The sequence below is a fragment of the Propionivibrio sp. genome (assembly GCF_047602565.1).
In the GTDB taxonomy this organism is placed as follows: Bacteria; Pseudomonadota; Gammaproteobacteria; order Burkholderiales; family Rhodocyclaceae; genus Propionivibrio.
The window spans coordinates 2,583,166-2,600,316 of sequence record NZ_JASGGX010000001.1 but is presented as its reverse complement, the minus strand read 5'-3'; the positions used below and the strand labels follow the sequence as shown (position 1 = coordinate 2,600,316).

The following is a 17,151-nucleotide window of genomic DNA, read 5'->3' as shown; positions in this document are numbered from 1 at the left end:
ATGAATACGACGGCAGTATCCGACACCGCGCCCCACCACGGGGAACACGCGCCCGCCGGGATCATGCGCTGGCTGGCCAGCACCAACCACAAGGACATCGGCACGCTGTACCTGTGGTTCAGCCTGTTCATGTTCTTCTTCGCCGGCGCGCTGGCCATGCTGATCCGCGCCGAGCTGTTCCAGCCCGGCCTGCAGCTATTCCAGCCGGAAGTGTTCAACCAGCTGACCACGATGCACGGCCTGATGATGATCTTCGGGGCGATCATGCCGGCGCTGGTCGGCTTCGCCAACTGGCAGATTCCGCTGATGATCGGCGCGCCGGACATGGCCTTTCCGCGCCTCAACAACTGGAGCTTCTGGTTGCTGCCGGCCGCCGGGGTGCTGCTCATCGGCAGCTTCTTCGTGCCCGGCGGGGCGGTCGCCGGCGGCTGGACGATGTATCCGCCGCTCTACATCCAGGGCGGCATGGCCTATGACATATCGATCCTGGCCATCCACATCATGGGCATCTCGTCGATCATGGGCGCGATCAACATCATCACCACCGTGCTCAACATGCGCGCGCCGGGAATGACGCTGATGAAGATGCCGATGTTCGTGTGGACCTGGCTGATCACCGCCTTCCTGCTGGTCTCGGTGATGCCGGTGCTGGCCGCGGCGATCACCATGCTGCTCACCGACCGGCATTTCGGCACGCACTTCTTCAACGCGGCGGGCGGCGGCGACCCGGTGATGTTCCAGCACATCTTCTGGTTCTTCGGCCATCCCGAGGTGTACATCATGATCCTGCCGGCCTTCGGCATCATCTCGACGACCATCCCGGCCTTCGCCCGCAAGCCGTTGTTCGGCTACGTCTCGATGGTCTACGCCGTGGCCTCGATCGCCTTCCTCTCGTTCATCGTCTGGGCGCACCACATGTTCACCACCGGCATGCCGATCGCCGGGCAGCTGTTCTTCATGTACACCACGATGCTCATCGCCATCCCCACCGGCGTGAAGGTGTTCAACTGGGTGGCCACGCTGTGGCGCGGGGCGATCACCTTCGAGACGCCGATGCTGTTCTCGATCGCCTTCGTCTGCCTGTTCACCATCGGCGGCTTCAGCGGGCTGGTGCTGGCGCTGGTGCCGGTTGACATCCAGCTGCAGGACACCTACTACGTCATCGCCCATTTCCATTACGTGCTCTTCTCCGGCTCGGCGATGAGCATCATGGCCGGCGTGTACCACTGGCTGCCGAAGTGGACCGGCCACATGTACAACGAAACGCTGGGCAAGGTGCATTTCTGGCTGACGGCGATCGCCTTCAACATCACCTTCTTCCCGATGCACTTCCTCGGCCTCGCCGGCATGCCGCGGCGCATTCCGGACTACGCGCTGCAGTTCGCCGACTTCAACATGATCTCCAGCCTCGGCGGCTTCCTGCTCGGCGCCAGCCAGCTGCTGTTCCTGTACAACGTCATCCAGTGCATCCGGCGCGGCGCGCCGGCCGGCGACCGCCCGTGGGAGGGCGCCGACACGCTGGAATGGACGCTCAGTTCGCCGCCGCCGTACCACTCCTTCGTCACGCCGCCGACGGTGAGATAGCCAGCGGGAGGCCATCATGCAGGCACATTCCGATCCGCACGCCGCGCCGGACACCTACTACGTCCCGGCCTCCTCGATCTGGCCGCTGGTCGGCTCGTTCGCCCTGCTCCTGCTGGGCGGGGGCTTCGCCCTGGCGCTCAACAAGCAGGCCGTGGGGCCGTACCTGGTCGCCATCGGCGCGGGCATCCTGCTGATCATGCTGATCGGCTGGTTCGGCGACGTGATCGACGAAACCCTGTCGGGCAAATACGCCAGCCAGGTCGAGACGTCGTTCCGCTGGGGCATGGTGTGGTTCATCTTCTCGGAAGTCATGTTCTTCGCCGGATTCTTCGGCGCGCTTTTCTACGCCCGCAACCTCGCGGTGCCGATGCTGGCCGAGGCGCAGATCCTGTGGCCGGGCTTCTCGGCCGCCTGGCCGACCGCCGGCCCCGGCGCGCACGCGGCGATCACGCCCGTGCCGGCCTGGGGCCTGCCGGCGATCAACACGCTGATCCTGCTGACCTCCGGCGCCACGGTGACCTGGGCGCACTGGGGCGTGCTGCGCGGGCGGAAGGGCCAGCTCACCTTCGGGCTGGCGCTGACCATCCTCCTCGGCATCACCTTCCTCGGCCTGCAGATCCACGAATACGGCGACGCCGCCTTCTCGATCAAGGACGGCATCTACGGCGCCACGTTCTACATGCTGACGGGATTCCACGGCTTCCACGTGATGCTCGGCACGGCCATGCTGATCGTCATCTTCTTCCGCGCCATGCTGGAGCACTTCACGGAGCGGCGCCATTTCGCCTTCGAGGCGGTGGCGTGGTACTGGCACTTCGTGGACGTGGTCTGGCTGCTGCTCTTCGTGTTCGTCTACTGGCTGTAGGCCCCGGCATGCCGATCCAATCCGCATCCACGGCCAGCAACCGCCGCACGGCGTTCAAGCTGCTCGGCGTCATCGCGGCGTCCTTCGCCTTCGGCTTCGCGCTGGTGCCGCTCTACGACGTGTTCTGCGAGCTGACCGGCCTGAACGGCAAGACGCCGGGCCCCGGCAAGGTGGCCGCCGCATTGGCCGGCGGCGCGACCAACGATGCGCGCCGCGTATTGACGGTCGAGTTCACCCACACCGCGATGCCCGGCCTGCCCTGGGCGATCACGCCGCTGACCGCGCGGCTCGACGTGCATCCGGGCGAACTGCACCAGGTCAGCTATCGCGTGCACAACCTCTCGGACAAGCCCATCGTGGCGCAGGCCGTGCCGAGCGTCTCGCCGGGCGTCGCCGCCGCGAGCTTCGAAAAGCTCGAATGCTTCTGCTTCAGCCGCCAGCCGCTGGAACCGGGCGAAACCAAGGACTTGCCGCTGGCATTCACGGTCAAGGCGGACGTGGACAAGGACGTGCGCACGATCACGCTGGCGTATGCCTTCTTCAAGGTGGAAGACGCGGCGCAGCCCGCGCCCGCGACGGGGACGCCCTGATCATGCCGGGCCGCGACGCCGGCGCTCGTTCGCCGTTCCTATTGGCCGTGGCCGGGCAGCCACCCCGCGCGGAAGGCCAGCATCAGCAGCGCGAAAAGCAGCATCGACAGCCCGACCCGCAGGGTCAGCGCCTTGACGCTGCGGCGGCTGGCGCCCCGGTCGCGGAGGAGGAAGAACAGCGCCGAGAACAGACTGCCTATGACGCCAACCAGCATGAGAACGATGACCAGCTTCAGCATGAACGGCTCCGATAGGGCGGGCAGCGACGATTATGCGCGCTCGGGAGACGGCGGGACAACCCGCCCGCCCGCGGCGCCGCCGCGCCGCTTTCGGCCCCGCTGGCTGCCGACCCTGGCGGCGGTCCTGCTCGTCCCGCTGTTCATCGCCGCCGGGCAGTGGCAGTGGCACAAGGCCGGCGCCAAGGCCGAGCTGCAGCGGCAGTACGAGACGCTGGGCAGCGGACCGGCCGTGCAGGTTCCCGCCGAACTGGTCGCGGCCGAGTCGCTGCGCTATCGCCGGGTCGCGGCGCGCGGCACCTACGAGCCGGGGCGCCAGATCCTGATCGACAACCAGACGTACCGGCAGCGCGCCGGCTTCCAGGTCGTCACGCCGCTGCGCATCGAGGGCGGCGGCATGCGCGTGCTGGTCGATCGCGGCTGGATTCCCGGCCTCCCCGAACACGACCGGGTGCCGGAGGTTGACACGCCGGCGGGAACCGTCGAGGTGTCGGGCCTGGCCGTCGTGCCGGGCTCCCGCTTCTTCACGCTCAAGGACGAGCGCGGCGATGGCGCCTGGCCGCGCGTCTGGCAGAACCTCGACATGGAACGCTACGCGGCGCTGGCCGGCTTTCCGGTCCAGCCGGTGGTCATCCGGCTCGACCCGCAAAGCGCGGCCGGCGGCTTCGTCCGCGAATGGCCGCAGCCAGACGACCGCCGCCTGATGAATCTCGGCTACGCGCTCCAGTGGTGGAGCTTCGCCGCCACCACCGTGGCGCTCTGGCTGTATCTCGGTTTCCGGAGAAAAACGTGAAGACCGCGCCCGGAGATTTGGTGGACCGCGTCGGACTGCAAGGCGCCGGAGCGCGCCGCGCCGATCCGCCCGGCCGGGTTGCGTCCCGCGTCATGCTGCTGGCGCTGGCCGCGGTGTTCGTGCTGCCGTTCGCCGTCGGTTCCGGCCTGTTCTGGTCGGGCTGGCGTCCCGCCGCGCTGCGCAACCACGGCGAACTGGTGCAGCCGCCGCGCGCGCTGCCGGCGGGCGTCGCGGCGCTGCACGGCAAATGGCTGCTGATCGTGCCCGCGCGGGACGGCGGCGGGCCGGCCTGCCAGGAGACGCTGCACCGGCTGCGGCAGGCCCACGCCGCGCTCGGCAAGGAGCGGGACCGCGTGCAGCGCGTCCTCGTCGGCGCCGGGATTCCTGCCGACCTCCTCCCCCTTCAAGGGGGAGGCCGGGAGGGGGATGGGGCCGATGCCATCGCCGACGGCCTTGTACCCCATCCCCACCCCAGCCCTCCCCTTGAAGGGGAGGGAGCGCGGGCGCCGTTTTCCGGCCTGACGATCGTCTCGCCGGCCGCCGACGATGCGGCCTGGCGCCGCGCGCTCGACGGCTATGCCCCGGCGGTCTTCGTCGCCGATCCGCTGGGCAACGTCATGATGCGCTACGACGAACCAATCGACGCCCGCCACGTTCTCAGGGACATGGAGCGTCTGCTGAAGTATTCGTGGGTCCGTTGAACGAGGGGAGGTACGCCATGTCCGCCGCGACACGAAACAGCACGGTCAATGCCGCCGCCGCGCCACGCCGGTTCGGGGCGCGGCTCGCCGACTTCTTCGCGCTGTGCAAGCCGCGCGTCAACAGCCTGATCGTGTTCACCGCGATGATCGGCATGTTCCTCGCCTCGCCCGATTTCCCGCCGCTCGGGCTGTTCCTCGCCGCGTCGGCCGGGATCGCGCTGGTCGCCGGCGCGGCGGCGGCGATCAACTGCCTCGTCGAACGCACCGCCGACGCGCTGATGGACCGCACCAGCTGGCGCCCGACGGCGCGCGGCGCCGTCTCCGCCGCCGAAACGCTGGCGCTGGCCGCGCTGGTCGGCGGCGGCGGGCTGTGGCTGCTGCATGCGCTGGTCAACCCGCTGACCATGTGGCTGACGCTCGCCACCTTCCTCGGCTACGCGGTGATCTACACCCTGCTGCTCAAGCCGGCGACGCCGATGAACATCGTCATCGGCGGCGCGGCCGGCGCCATGCCGCCGCTGCTGGGCTGGGCCGCCATGACGGACACGGTTGCGGCCGGCGCGCTGGCGCTCTTCCTGATCATCTTCGTGTGGACGCCGCCGCATTTCTGGGCGCTCGCCTGCTACCGCCGCGACGACTACGCCAAGGTCGGCCTGCCGATGCTGCCGGTCACCCACGGCATCGCCTTCACCTGCCGGCAGAGCCTGATCTACGTCGTGCTGCTGTGCGCGGCATCGGCCGCGCCCTACGCGATCGGCATGAGCGGGCCGGGCTACCTGGCGGCCGCGGCGATCCTCGGCGCCATCTTCCTGGGCCATTCGATCGCTCTCTGCCGCCGCTACAGCGACGCGCTGGCGAGGCGCACCTTCCGCTGGTCGATCGTCTATCTGACGCTGCTCTTCGCCGCCCTGCTGGTCGACCATTTCGCGCAGTTGCGCTGAGCCGCGCCGGGCCGTGCCGATGCGCCTCTATCGCGCGCTGCTCCTCGCCGCGACGCTGCTCGCCCTGGGCGTGATCTCGCTCGGCGCCTACGTGCGGTTGTCCGACGCCGGGCTTGGCTGCCCCGACTGGCCGGGCTGCTACGGCCACCTGCTCGGCGTGCCCGACACCGCGCACGAGCACGCCGCCGCGCAGCAGGCATTTCCCGGCAGCCCGGTGGAAACGCACAAGGCTTGGAAGGAAATGACGCACCGCTATTTCGCCGGCACGCTGGGCCTGCTGATCGCGGCGATCGCGGTCCTGGCGTGGCGGCAGCGGCGGACGCCGGGCCGGTCACCGTGGATCGCCACCGGCCTGATCGGCATCGTCGGCCTGCAGGCGCTGCTCGGCATGTGGACGGTCACCCTGCTGCTGCGGCCGGTGGTCGTCACCGCCCACCTGCTCGGCGGCATGACCACGCTGGCCCTGCTCGTCTGGCTGCTGCTGGCCAGCGGCGCGGCCGCCAAAGTGGAGAGCCCCGGCGGAACGGCTGCGCTGCGCCTGCACGCGGCGCTCGCGCTGCTGGCCGTGGTCGTCCAGATCGCGCTCGGGGGATGGGTCAGCAGCAATTACGCCGCGCTCATCTGCAACGATTTCCCGACCTGCCTGGGAACCTGGGTCCCGGACATGGATTTCGCCACGGCGTTCAGCCTGCACCGCGAACTGGGACGCACCGGGGCCGGCGACTTCCTGCCCGGCGCGGCGCTGGTCGCCATCCAGTGGTCGCACCGGCTCGGCGCGCTGGTCGTCGCGGCGCTCGCCGGCACGCTGGCCTGGCGGTTATGGCGGAGCCCGGCCCGGCGCGCCTGGGGCATCTGGCTCGGACTGTCACTGGCGGCGCAGATCGCCCTGGGCATCGCCAACGTGCTGCTGTTCCTGCCGCTGCACCTTGCCGTGGCGCACAACCTGGGCGCGGCGGTCCTGCTGGCGGTCGTACTGGCGCTCAACATCGCGCTGGCGGCCGGCGAGGCCGGGGCGCCGGCCCGGTAAGCGAAGGGCGGCGCAAAAAGCCGCGAAAGTCTGCCGGCTCGCCACCCGTTCAGGCCGCCCCCTCTTCTTTCTCCAAAAACCGGCGACGATGGCTCGTCGGATTCGCCGGCGTTCCCTAAACTCGACTGTGCGCGTAATTTATTTAGACTACGCAAACAAGAGCTTTCCGGCTGACCAAGGAGAGCCGTGGGAAGGGAGATCCGCCGCCGCATGCTTCCGGAAAACCTGACATCGATCGAGACGGAAACGCGACGCCAGTTGCTCATGCTTCTGTTCCGCAACTCGCTGTCGTCCTATCTGCAGAATCTGCTGGTTTCCGGCGCCCTGGCCTTCGTCGCCCTGCAACAGGGAAGCGCCGGTCACGTCCTGTCTCCGCTGATCTGGCTTGCCGGCGTTGCCATCCTCAACCTGCCCTTTTATTTCATCACGCGCCACTTCCTGAGGAACCCTTCGAGCCTGGAAGGCGACGAAGCGCTCGACCGGGCGGAGCGCGTCGAACTGTGGGGAACGATCTTCATGGGCGGCGGATGGACGGTCGGAATCGTCGCCTATGCGCCGTCGGGAGGCATCGAATTCCGCCTCTTTCTTACGGCGATCCTGGCCGGTATGGGCGCTGGAGCCGTATCCAAGCTGTCGGGCTCGCTGACCTACGTGCAGATCTTCTTCGGCTTGCTCGCCGCGCCGCTGATCGTGGTGACCGTGATGGCGGGAACCCGGCTGGATTACCTGATCGCCGCCTGTACGGTGCTGTACGCGGTGGCGATGCTGGGCAGCGCCCGGCAACTCCACCAGGCCCTCGCTACCTCGACGCGCCTGGGCATCGAACGGCTGTCGCTGCTGGCGTAGACCCGTGAGGTGCTGGCCCGGGCCGAGCAGGCCTCGCAGGCCAAGAGCGAGTTCCTGGCCAACATGAGCCACGAGATACGCACGCCGATCAACTCGATCCTGGGCATCACCCAGGTGATGCGGCGCGGCGACGTAAGCCCGGGCCAGGCCGGGCAGCTGGCGCGGATTCACACGGCCGCCGAGCACTTGCTGGGCGTGATCAGCGACATCCTCGACCTGTCCAAGATCGAGGCCGGCAAGATGACCCTGGGCACCAGCGACTTCACCGTCGGCGAGATTCTCGAGCGTGTGCTCTCCCTGGTGTCGCGCGATGCGGGCGCCAAGGGCCTGGAGCTGAAAGTGGACAGCGATCCGCTGCCCGAGCGCCTGCTCGGCGACGGCGTGCGGGTGACCCAGGCGCTGCTCAACTGCCTGTGGAGATGGCCTTCACCGGCATCGAAGCCGTCGAGATGTCCACCGCGACGACCTACGACCTGATCCTGATGGACATGCGCATGCCCCGCATGGACGGCCTGGAAGCCACTCGCCGGATTCGCCAGCTTCCGGGATACAAGCGAACGCCGATTCTGGCGATGACCGGCAATACCTTTCGGGAGGACAAGGAGAAGTGCCTGGAGTCGGGCATGAATGACTTCATTCCCAAACCAGTACGGCTGGAAGAGCTTTATACCAAGCTGCTTGAATGGCTACCGAAATCCGGCCAGGGATGATTCGGGTTACGGGGAAGCCGTCTGCTTATCCACCTCCACAGACATTCTGCCTACTTTCAAATCCGTCCGTAGAAGCCGGGAACCTCAGGCGCTTTTCCGGGCCGGTCCGTGGGACGCGACGCCGCCAAAAACGCCCCGGCGGGCGGCGATCCGGGAAGAACTCCCCGAAAATATTGACAATCAAGGGCTTGCCGCGTAGATTCGGCTCTTCCCACGGCTGGCCTTCCAGCCCGCGCCGATTTGAGGTTCAGCTTGCAGGCGCGTTAGAAATATGGCTAAAGCGGCGCGGTTTGATACGTCTTTTCCGATACGTTTTCCGAAACCCGTTCGCCTACCCCGCTGAACGGGTTTTTTTATTCGAGGTTTATCTATGCAGCCCGACCGCACCGCCGAACTCACCGCCCTGTTGCAACGCCGCCTGCTGATCCTCGACGGCGCGATGGGCACGATGATCCAGCGGCACGGGCTGCAGGAGGCCGATTACCGCGGCGAACGCTTCCGGGACCACCCGCACGACCTGAAGGGCAACAACGATCTGCTGCTGCTGACCCGGCCCGAGGTGATCCGCGACATCCACGCCGGTTATCTGGCCGCCGGCGCCGACATCCTGGAAACCTGCACCTTCAACGCCACCTCGCTGTCGCAGGCGGACTACCGGCTGGAGAGCATCGTCTATGAGCTGAACGTCGCCGGGGCGAAGCTGGCGCGCGCGGCGTGCGACGAATTCACCGCGCGGGACCCCGCCCAGCCGCGCTTCGTCGCCGGCGTGCTGGGGCCGACATCGCGCACGGCGTCGATCTCGCCGAACGTGAACGACCCCGGCTACCGCAACGTCAGCTTCGACCAGCTCGTCGAGGCCTATACGGAGGCGATCCGCGGGCTGACCGACGGCGGCGCCGACATCCTGCTGGTGGAAACGATCTTCGACACGCTCAACGCCAAGGCGGCGCTGTTCGCCATCGAGCGGTTCTTCGACGCGGCCGGCCGGCGCTGGCCGGTGATGATCTCGGGCACGATCACCGACGCCTCGGGACGCACGCTGTCGGGTCAGACGGCGGAGGCGTTCTGGAATTCGCTGCGCCACATCAAGCCGTTGTCGTTCGGCCTCAACTGCGCGCTCGGCGCCAAGGAATTGCGCCAGTACGTCGAGGAGCTCGCGCGCGTCTGCGACTGCTACGTTTCCGCGCACCCGAACGCCGGCCTGCCGAACGCCTTCGGCGGCTACGACGAGACGCCGGCGATGCTGGCCGACGAGATCGCCGACTGGGCGCGGCACGGCCTGGTCAACATCGTCGGCGGCTGCTGCGGCACGTCGCCGGAACACATCGCGGCGATCGCCCGGCAGGTCGCCGGCGTGGCGCCGCGGGCGCTTCCCGAGGTCGCGCCGAAGCTGCGCCTGTCGGGCCTGGAGCCGTTCAACGTCGGGCCGGAGTCGCTGTTCGTCAACGTCGGCGAGCGGACCAACGTGACCGGTTCGCGCGTTTTCGCGCGGATGGTCCTCGAAGGCCGCTTCGACGACGCGCTGGCGGTGGCCCGCCAGCAGGTGGAGAACGGCGCGCAGGTGATCGACATCAACATGGACGAGGCGATGCTCGATTCGGTCGCCGCGATGGAGCGCTTCCTCAAGCTGATCGCCTCGGAGCCGGACATCTCGCGCGTGCCGGTGATGCTCGACTCGTCGAAGTGGGAGGTCATCGAGGCGGGCCTGAAATGCATCCAGGGCAAGGGCATCGTCAATTCGATCTCGATGAAGGAGGGCGAGGCCAAATTCATCGAGCAGGCCACGCTGGCCCGGCGCTACGGCGCGGCAGTGATCGTCATGGCCTTCGACGAGCAGGGGCAGGCCGACACCTACGCGCGCAAGATCGAAATCTGCGCGCGCGCCTACACGCTGCTCACCGGCCTGGGCTTTCCGGCCGAGGACATCATCTTCGATCCGAACATCTTCGCCATCGCCACCGGCATCGAGGAGCACAACAACTACGCGGTCGACTTCATCGAGGCCTGCCGCTGGATTCGCGCCAATCTGCCGCACGCGCAGATTTCCGGCGGCGTATCGAACGTCTCCTTCAGTTTCCGCGGCAACGACCCGGTACGCGAGGCGATCCACACGGTCTTCCTTTATCACGCCGTCAAGGCCGGGTTGTCGATGGGCATCGTCAACGCCGGCATACTCGGCGTGTATGACGATCTCGATCCGGTGCTGCGCGAGAAGGTCGAGGCCGTGGTGCTCAACACGTCGCCGGACGCCGGCGAGAAGCTCGTCGAATTCGCCCAGACGGTGAAGGAGGGCAAGGCCAGGGAGAGCGGGCCGGATCTTTCCTGGCGCGCGCTGTCCGTTGACAAGCGGCTGGAGCACGCGCTGGTCAAGGGCATCACCGACTTCGTCGTGGCCGACACAGAGGAATGCCGCGCCGCGCTGGCGGCGGCGGGCAAGCCGCCGCTGGCGGTCATCGAAGGGCCGCTGATGGCCGGCATGAACGTCGTCGGCGACCTGTTCGGCGCCGGCAAGATGTTCCTGCCGCAGGTGGTCAAGTCGGCGCGCGTGATGAAGCAGGCGGTGGCCCACCTGATCCCGTTCATCGAGGAGGAGAAGCGGCGCACCGGCGCGGCCAGCAAGGGCCGCATCGTCATGGCCACGGTCAAGGGCGACGTGCACGACATCGGCAAGAACATCGTCGGCGTGGTGCTCGGCTGCAACGGCTACGAGGTGGTCGATCTCGGCGTCATGGTGCCGTGCGACAAGATCCTGCACGCGGCGAAGGAACACGGCGCGCAGGCGATCGGCCTGTCGGGCCTGATCACGCCGTCGCTGGAGGAGATGAGCCACGTCGCCGCCGAAATGCAGCGCCAGAACTTCGACGTGCCGCTGCTGATCGGCGGCGCCACCACCAGCCGCGCGCACACGGCGATCAAGATCGCGCCGAACTACGCGGGGACGGTGGTCTACGTGCCGGACGCCTCGCGCGCCGTCGGCGTGGTCACCCGGCTGCTCTCGGTGGAGCAGTCGGCCGGCTACAAACAGGAAATCGCCGCCGACTACGAGCGCGTGCGCGGCCAGCACGCCAACAAGAAAGCGGTGCCGCTGGTCGCGCTGGCCGAGGCGCGGGCCAACCGCTTCGCCTGGAACGCCGACCCGGACTACCGTCCGTCCGCGCCCGCCGAGCCCGGACTGCACGTGCTGCGCGACGTCGACCTGGCGACGCTCGTCCGCTACGTCGACTGGGGCCCGTTCTTCCAGACCTGGGACCTCGCCGGCGGCTTCCCGAAAATCCTCGACGACGCCGTGGTCGGCGAGACGGCGCGCTCGGTCTACGCCGACGGGCAGGCCATGCTGGAGCAGATCGTCGCCGAAAAATGGCTGACGGCCAACGCCGTGTTCGGCCTCTACCCCGCCAACGCGGTCGGCGACGACATCGAGATCTACGCCGACGAATCGCGCGGACACGTCCAGGCGGCATGGCACAACCTGCGCCAGCAGCACGAGCGCCCGTCCGGCAAGCCGCACTACTGCCTGGCCGATTTCGTCGCCGAAAAGGGGACGCCGGACTGGATCGGCGCCTTCGCCGTCACCGCCGGCATCGGCATCGAGGCGAAGCTCGCCGAGTTCGCGGCGGCGCACGACGACTACCACGCGATCATGCTCAAATCGCTTGCCGACCGGCTCGCCGAAGCCTGCGCCGAGTGGCTGCACCGCGAGGTGCGCCTCGGCTACTGGGGCTACGCGGCCGACGAAACGCTCGACAACGCGGCGCTGATCCGCGAGCAGTACCGCGGCATCCGCCCGGCCCCCGGCTACCCGGCCTGCCCGGACCACACCGCCAAGGGCGGCCTGTTCCGCCTGCTCGACGCGCCGGCCAACGCCGACATGGAACTCACCGAATCCTTCGCCATGGCGCCGGCCGCCTCGGTGTCGGGCTTCTACCTCGCCCACCCGCGGGCGCAGTACTTCGCGGTCAACAAGATCGGCCGCGACCAACTCGAAGACTGGGCGCGCCGTGCGGGCATGAGCGTGGACGAAGCCGCGCGCTGGCTGGCGCCGATCCTGTAGGCCGGCGCATGGACTCGGGCATGCTGCCGGAATTCGTCGAGCGCGGGGTCGACCTCGGCCGGCGCAACACGCTGGCCCTGCCCGGCCGCGCGGCGCTGTACGCGCGGATCACCGCGCTCGAACAGCTGGCGGCGCTGGCCCGCGCGCGCGACGGCCGGCGCCGCTTCGTTCTCGGCGGCGGCAGCAACCTGGTGCTCGCCGGCGACTTCGACGGCCTCGTCCTGCACGTGGCGCTGCCCGGCCGGACGCTGGCCGGCGAGGATGCCGACGCCTGGTACGTGCGCGCCGGCGCCGGCGAGAACTGGCACGACTTCGTGCAATGGACGCTGGCGCAGGGCTGGCCGGGGCTGGAAAACCTGTCGCTGATTCCCGGCACGGCCGGCGCGGCGCCGATCCAGAACATCGGCGCCTACGGGCTGGAGGCCGGCGACCGCTTCCAGGCGCTGACCGCCTTCGACCTGCGCGCCGGCGAGACCGTCCGCTTCGACCGCGCGGCCTGCCGCTTCGGCTACCGCGACAGCGTGTTCAAGCAGGAAGGCTGGCATCTGGACGGCCGTTTCGTCATCACCGAGGTGACCTTCCGGCTGCCGAAGCGCTGGCGGCCGATCGCCGGCTACGCGGACGTCGCCGGCGAACTGGCCGCGCGCGGCATCGCGCGGCCCGACGCCCGGCAGATCGCCGACGCGGTCGTCGCGGTGCGCCGGCGCAAGCTGCCCGACCCGGCGGAGCTGCCCAACGCCGGCAGTTTTTTCCACAACCCGGTGGTCGACGCGGCCACGGCCGCACGCTTGCTGGCGGCGCATCCGGGCCTGGCGCATTACCCGCAGCCGGACGGCCGCGTCAAGCTCGCCGCCGGCTGGCTGATCGAACAGGCCGGCTGGAAGGGCCGCGATCTCGGCCCGGTCGGCATGTACGGGAAACAGGCGCTGGTGCTGGTCAACCGCGGCGGTGCGACGGGCGCCGACGTGATCGCGCTGATGCGCGCCGTGCAGCGCGACGTGCGCGCGAAATTCGGCGTCGAACTGGCGCCGGAACCGGTGTTCCTGTGAACGCTCAGTCCGCGGCGACCTGCTCGAAGCGGATGCGGCCGTACATTTCCGGATGGTTCGTCGCCACCCAGTAGGCGGCTTCCGATTCGGCGCGCTCCCACGTCGCGGCCGGCAGCGGGATTTCCAGCGCGGGCGCGCCGTCGCCCGAGGGCCAGAGGAGGAGATAGCTGCGCATCCCCGCGCGCTCCAGGGCACGGATCTGCCGCGCCCATTGCGGCGGCTGCCGCTGCAGGGTGCTGAAGAACGGATTCACGGCAAGCCGGAACAAGGGGCCCTTGCCGCGGTACTGGACGACGTATTCGCCGGCCTTGCCGGCCTCCTCGACGATCTGCCAGTCGGCGCAGCCTTCGACGATGGCGCCGGCCGTCCCGCCGTTGCCGTCGCCGATCACCTCGGCATGCACCACATGCGCCTCGGCCGGCCCCTCGACGAGATCGTGCCACGGCAGGCCGTTGCGCGTCGGCGGCGGAAACGGCAACGGACGCTTGCCTTCGCGGATGCGGGCGAACAGCGACGATTTGAGCACGTCCTCCAGGCCGATCAGCGGAAACGCCGTGCGCGGCTGCGAGGGGAAGCTGCCGGCGCCCATATAGCCGACGTTCCACAGCGTCTTCAGCCATTCGGCGGTATCCAGCGCGACCTGCGCCAGCTGCGCGTCGAAGGCCGGGCCGCCCGTGGCCGGAGCATCCTCCGCGCCGCGGCTCTCCAGCAGTTCGGCCTCGCTCATCCGCGCGCGCAGGCACTCCTGAAAGAGCCGGCCGACCCATTCCGCATCCTCGGCCGGCAGGCGATCGATGCGCGCGGAGAGGCCCATCAGTTCGTCGGCGTCGAGCGGTTGGATTTCCTGATCCATGGCGACCTCGCAAACATGTGCTCCGTATCTGGGGCGACTATTTAACCACAGTCGCCGCGCGGCCATTGGCATCGATTCCGTACGCCTGCCCCGCCGCCCACTTTTTTACGCTTCCCCGGGGCTCTGCCATAATGAGGCGATGCCTTCTCCCTCGCTCAAACGCTTCGCCTGGCTGTCGATCGCCGCGGCTGTCGGCACCATCATCCTGAAAGGGACGGCCTGGTGGCTCACCGGCTCGGTCGGCCTGCTTTCGGACGCGCTGGAGTCCTTCGTCAACCTGGCCGGCGCGATGATGGCGCTGCTCATGCTGACCGTCGCCGAGCAGCCGGCGGACGACAAGCACACCTACGGCCATGGCAAGGCCGAGTACTTTTCCGGCGGCTTCGAGGGCCTGCTGATCCTGATCGCGGCGATCGCCATCGGCATCTCCGCCACCGAACGCCTGCTGCATCCCAGGCCCTTGTCCGACGTCGGCGTCGGCCTCGCGGTATCGGCCGTGGCGTCGGTGCTCAACCTGGCCGTCTCACGCATCCTGCGGGCGGCCGGACGCGAGCATCGTTCGCTGGCGCTCGAAGCGGACGCCGAGCATCTGATGACCGACGTGTGGACTTCCGTCGGCGTCATCGCCGGCGTCGGCGCGGCGGTGCTGACCGGCCGCACGTGGCTGGACCCGTTGATCGCCCTGCTGGTGGCCGCCAACATCGTGTGGACCGGCGGGAAGCTGGTCTACCGCTCGACCGCGGGGCTGATGGACGGCGCGCTGCCGCCGGAGGATCACGCCCAGGTGGTGGACATCCTCGCGCGCTACCGCGCCGAGGGCATCGACTACCATGCGCTGCGCACCCGGGAATCGGGCGCGCGCCGCTTCGTCGAGGTGCACGTGCTGGTGCCCGGCACGTGGTCGGTGCGGCGCGGGCACGATCTCGCGGAGCGCGTCGAAAGCGACATCCGCGGCGCGCTGCCGCGCACTACCGTGATCACCCACCTCGAACCCCTGGAGGACCCGCTCTCCCAGGAGGACATCGCCCTCGATCGTTAGGGACGCCGTGAAAGCCATCAACCGCGCCGTACTTTTCATCCTGGCGGCCGTCTTCTGCGCCGCTCCGTCCGGAGCCTGGGCGTGGAACGCCGCCGGCCATCGCCTGGTCGCCGCCATCGCCTGGAACGAAATGAAACCCAAGGCCAGGGAGGAGGCCGCCCGGCTGCTGCGGCTCCACCCCGACTATTCGCGCTGGCTGGCCAGGGCCGGCGCGGAGGACGCCGACCGGCGGGTCTTCATCGAAGCCTCGACCTGGCCCGACGAGATACGCAAGGACGCGCGCTTCTATTCCGCCGGCAAGGGCGAGCCGACGCCGGCGCTGCCCGGATTTCCCGACATGGAGCGCCGCTCCGACTGGCATTACGTGAGCATTCCGCTCGACGCCGGCTTCGACGGCAAACCGCTTTCGGGGCAGCTCGACCGCCGCCTGCCGGAACTGGTCAGGACGCTGGACGAAGCGGGTCCGCAGACGGATGCGGAGCGGGTCTACGCGCTGCCCTGGATGATCCATCTAGCCGGCGACTCGCATCAGCCGCTGCACGCCAGCGCCCAGCCCGGCGGCACGGGCAGGTGGGACAAGCTGGGCAACGGCCTGCAGGTGCGCAATCCGTTCAATCCGCGCAAGCCGGTGTCGACGCTGCACGCTTTCTGGGACGACCTGCCGGGTCCGCCGTGGCTGCGCGGAGACCGGCTCGACGCGGCGGCACAAGCGCTGGCGGGCGCGCATGCGCGGGTCAACCGCTCGGTCGACACCGAACGCTGGATCGAGGAAAGCTGGCGGCTGGCGCGGGACAAGGCGTACCCCGCCGTCCAGCCCGGCAGCGACGACGTGCCGGAGATCACCGAGGCGTTCTACGCCGCCAGCCGGGAGATCGCCGACCGGCGCGTGACGCAGGCCGGCTTCCGGCTGGCCGCCGTATTAAACCGTGCGTTCGCCGCCAGGCCGCAGGATCAGCGATAGCCCGCCGCCAGGGCGCGCAGGCGGGCCACCCGTTCCTCGGTCGCCGGGTGCGTGCTGAACAGGTTGGCGATGCCGCCGCCGTGCAGCGGATTCATGATCATCATCTGCGCCGTGGCCGGATGCTCCTCGGCGGCGATCATCGGAATGCCGCGCGCGTAGTGGTCGATCTTGGTCAGCGCGTCGGCCAGCGCGTTCGGATCGCCGCTGATTTCGGCGCCGCCGCGGTCGGCCTCGAATTCGCGCGCCCGCGAGATGGCCATCTGGATCAGCGAGGCGGCCAGCGGGGCGAGCAGGGCGACCAGTAGGCCCGCCAGCGGATTGGCGGGACGGCCTTCCGAATCGCGCCCGCCGAAGAACATGGCGAAGTTGGCCAGGGCCGAGATGGCGCCGGCCATGGTCGCCGAGATCGTCGAGATCAGGATGTCGCGGTGCCGCACGTGCGCCAGTTCATGCGCCATCACGCCGCGGATCTCGCGCGCCGACAGCAGGTTGAGGATGCCGGTCGTCGCGGCAACGGCGGCGTTCTCCGGATTGCGCCCGGTGGCGAAAGCGTTGGGCTGCGCCTCGTCGATCAGGTAGACGCGCGGCATCGGCAGGCCGGCGCGCTGCGCCAGTTCGCGCACCATGGCGTAGAACTGCGGCGCGGAGGTTGCATCGACTTCCCGCGCGTTGTACATGCGCAGCACCATCTTGTCCGAGAACCAGTAGGCGAAGAAATTCATCGCGCCGCCGAAAATGAGCGCCATGATCATGCCGTTGGTGCCGCCCAGGTAGGAACCGATGGCGCCGAACAAGGCCACGATGGCCGCCATCAGGACAGTCGTCTTCAGCCAGTTGCCAAGCATCGCTGCGGTCTCCTCGAGTGAAGCGGAAAAAAATTCCGTTGCGTCCTAGATTGGGCGCCG

17 protein-coding genes and 1 riboswitch are annotated in these 17,151 nt (G+C 68.7%); of the genes, 14 read left to right on the top strand and 3 right to left on the bottom strand.

Annotated elements, in window-relative coordinates; genetic code table 11:
* The 3 genes from ctaD to QM701_RS12140 are packed head-to-tail and all read left to right on the top strand — an operon-like array spanning position 1 to position 3,039.
* On the top strand, positions 1 to 1,584 hold the full coding sequence (gene ctaD, locus QM701_RS12150; RefSeq protein ID WP_415167317.1) for a cytochrome c oxidase subunit I: 1,584 nt from the start codon (positions 1 to 3) through the stop codon (positions 1,582 to 1,584).
* 16 nt (positions 1,585 to 1,600) lie between these two features.
* Complete coding sequence (locus QM701_RS12145; protein WP_415167316.1) at positions 1,601 to 2,449, top strand: cytochrome c oxidase subunit 3; 849 nt, start codon at positions 1,601 to 1,603, stop codon at positions 2,447 to 2,449.
* An 8-nt stretch (positions 2,450 to 2,457) separates the two neighbouring features.
* Positions 2,458 to 3,039, top strand: coding sequence for a cytochrome c oxidase assembly protein (locus QM701_RS12140; protein ID WP_415167315.1), 582 nt, complete (start codon positions 2,458 to 2,460; stop codon positions 3,037 to 3,039).
* A 38-nt stretch (positions 3,040 to 3,077) separates the two neighbouring features.
* Here QM701_RS12140 and QM701_RS12135 read toward each other — a convergent pair whose 3' ends face one another.
* Entirely contained in the window at positions 3,078 to 3,278 is a 201-nt protein-coding gene (locus QM701_RS12135; protein ID WP_415167314.1) for a twin transmembrane helix small protein, read from the bottom strand.
* Between QM701_RS12135 and QM701_RS12130 the strand changes: the two genes are divergently transcribed.
* From QM701_RS12130 to murB, 9 genes are all read left to right on the top strand, one after another.
* Positions 3,277 to 4,068, top strand: a complete 792-nt coding sequence (locus tag QM701_RS12130; RefSeq protein ID WP_415167313.1) for an SURF1 family protein — start codon at positions 3,277 to 3,279, stop codon at positions 4,066 to 4,068. The two genes, QM701_RS12135 and QM701_RS12130, sit on opposite strands and share 2 nt — an antisense overlap.
* Positions 4,065 to 4,769 (top strand): hypothetical protein, encoded by a 705-nt coding sequence (locus QM701_RS12125; protein WP_415167312.1) that lies wholly within the window; start codon positions 4,065 to 4,067, stop codon positions 4,767 to 4,769. The genes QM701_RS12130 and QM701_RS12125 overlap by 4 nt, the downstream gene beginning before the upstream one ends.
* Positions 4,770 to 4,786: 17 nt before the next feature.
* A complete protein-coding gene (gene cyoE, locus QM701_RS12120) occupies positions 4,787 to 5,710 on the top strand; it encodes a heme o synthase (RefSeq protein WP_415167311.1) in 924 nt (307 codons plus the stop codon).
* 19 nt (positions 5,711 to 5,729) lie between these two features.
* Positions 5,730 to 6,737 (top strand): COX15/CtaA family protein, encoded by a 1,008-nt coding sequence (locus QM701_RS12115; protein WP_415167310.1) that lies wholly within the window; start codon positions 5,730 to 5,732, stop codon positions 6,735 to 6,737.
* A gap of 210 nt (positions 6,738 to 6,947) precedes the next feature.
* A complete protein-coding gene (locus QM701_RS12110) occupies positions 6,948 to 7,583 on the top strand; it encodes a hypothetical protein (protein ID WP_415167309.1) in 636 nt (211 codons plus the stop codon).
* A gap of 9 nt (positions 7,584 to 7,592) precedes the next feature.
* Positions 7,593 to 8,060, top strand: a complete 468-nt coding sequence (locus QM701_RS12105; protein ID WP_415167308.1) for a sensor histidine kinase — start codon at positions 7,593 to 7,595, stop codon at positions 8,058 to 8,060.
* Positions 8,033 to 8,293 (top strand): response regulator, encoded by a 261-nt coding sequence (locus QM701_RS12100; protein ID WP_415167307.1) that lies wholly within the window; start codon positions 8,033 to 8,035, stop codon positions 8,291 to 8,293. Before QM701_RS12105 ends, QM701_RS12100 begins: the two co-directional genes overlap by 28 nt.
* A 222-nt stretch (positions 8,294 to 8,515) precedes the next feature.
* A riboswitch (SAM riboswitch) is annotated at positions 8,516 to 8,593 on the top strand.
* A 70-nt stretch (positions 8,594 to 8,663) separates the two neighbouring features.
* Positions 8,664 to 12,344: a methionine synthase gene (gene metH / locus QM701_RS12095; protein ID WP_415167306.1), complete on the top strand. Its 3,681-nt coding sequence runs from the start codon at positions 8,664 to 8,666 to the stop codon at positions 12,342 to 12,344.
* A 20-nt stretch (positions 12,345 to 12,364) separates the two neighbouring features.
* Positions 12,365 to 13,393 (top strand): UDP-N-acetylmuramate dehydrogenase, encoded by a 1,029-nt coding sequence (gene murB, locus QM701_RS12090; protein ID WP_415167305.1) that lies wholly within the window; start codon positions 12,365 to 12,367, stop codon positions 13,391 to 13,393.
* Positions 13,394 to 13,397: 4 nt separating this feature from the next.
* Here the strand turns inward: murB and QM701_RS12085 are convergent, their stop codons facing one another.
* The gene (locus QM701_RS12085; RefSeq protein WP_415167304.1) at positions 13,398 to 14,246 is read right to left on the bottom strand and encodes a hypothetical protein; all 849 of its coding nucleotides are present in this window, start codon (positions 14,244 to 14,246) and stop codon (positions 13,398 to 13,400) included.
* Between the two features lie 139 nt (positions 14,247 to 14,385).
* Between QM701_RS12085 and QM701_RS12080 the strand changes: the two genes are divergently transcribed.
* The gene (locus tag QM701_RS12080) at positions 14,386 to 15,285 is read left to right on the top strand and encodes a cation diffusion facilitator family transporter (protein WP_415167303.1); all 900 of its coding nucleotides are present in this window, start codon (positions 14,386 to 14,388) and stop codon (positions 15,283 to 15,285) included.
* Between the two features lie 7 nt (positions 15,286 to 15,292).
* On the top strand, positions 15,293 to 16,246 hold the full coding sequence (locus QM701_RS12075) for a S1/P1 nuclease (protein ID WP_415167302.1): 954 nt from the start codon (positions 15,293 to 15,295) through the stop codon (positions 16,244 to 16,246).
* Here the strand turns inward: QM701_RS12075 and htpX are convergent.
* On the bottom strand, positions 16,237 to 17,091 hold the full coding sequence (gene htpX / locus QM701_RS12070) for a zinc metalloprotease HtpX (protein ID WP_415167301.1): 855 nt from the start codon (positions 17,089 to 17,091) through the stop codon (positions 16,237 to 16,239). The two genes, QM701_RS12075 and htpX, sit on opposite strands and share 10 nt — an antisense overlap.
* Positions 17,092 to 17,151 lie beyond the last annotated feature (60 nt).

What these genes read in the sequence shown, in the direction of transcription:
- murB (WP_415167305.1), top strand. Translation starts at nt 12,365, where the DNA reads ATGCTGCCGGAATTCGTCGAGCGCGGGGTCGACCTCGGCCGGCGCAAC.
- QM701_RS12080 (WP_415167303.1), top strand. Translation starts at nt 14,386, where the DNA reads ATGCCTTCTCCCTCGCTCAAACGCTTCGCCTGGCTGTCGATCGCCGCG.
- QM701_RS12115 (WP_415167310.1), top strand. Translation starts at nt 5,730, where the DNA reads ATGCGCCTCTATCGCGCGCTGCTCCTCGCCGCGACGCTGCTCGCCCTG.
- metH (WP_415167306.1), top strand. Translation starts at nt 8,664, where the DNA reads ATGCAGCCCGACCGCACCGCCGAACTCACCGCCCTGTTGCAACGCCGC.
- QM701_RS12110 (WP_415167309.1), top strand. Translation starts at nt 6,948, where the DNA reads ATGCTTCCGGAAAACCTGACATCGATCGAGACGGAAACGCGACGCCAG.
- ctaD (WP_415167317.1), top strand. Translation starts at nt 1, where the DNA reads ATGAATACGACGGCAGTATCCGACACCGCGCCCCACCACGGGGAACAC.
- cyoE (WP_415167311.1), top strand. Translation starts at nt 4,787, where the DNA reads ATGTCCGCCGCGACACGAAACAGCACGGTCAATGCCGCCGCCGCGCCA.
- QM701_RS12130 (WP_415167313.1), top strand. Translation starts at nt 3,277, where the DNA reads ATGAACGGCTCCGATAGGGCGGGCAGCGACGATTATGCGCGCTCGGGA.
- QM701_RS12145 (WP_415167316.1), top strand. Translation starts at nt 1,601, where the DNA reads ATGCAGGCACATTCCGATCCGCACGCCGCGCCGGACACCTACTACGTC.
- QM701_RS12135 (WP_415167314.1), bottom strand. Translation starts at nt 3,278, where the DNA reads ATGCTGAAGCTGGTCATCGTTCTCATGCTGGTTGGCGTCATAGGCAGT.
- QM701_RS12140 (WP_415167315.1), top strand. Translation starts at nt 2,458, where the DNA reads ATGCCGATCCAATCCGCATCCACGGCCAGCAACCGCCGCACGGCGTTC.
- QM701_RS12100 (WP_415167307.1), top strand. Translation starts at nt 8,033, where the DNA reads ATGTCCACCGCGACGACCTACGACCTGATCCTGATGGACATGCGCATG.
- htpX (WP_415167301.1), bottom strand. Translation starts at nt 17,091, where the DNA reads ATGCTTGGCAACTGGCTGAAGACGACTGTCCTGATGGCGGCCATCGTG.
- QM701_RS12085 (WP_415167304.1), bottom strand. Translation starts at nt 14,246, where the DNA reads ATGGATCAGGAAATCCAACCGCTCGACGCCGACGAACTGATGGGCCTC.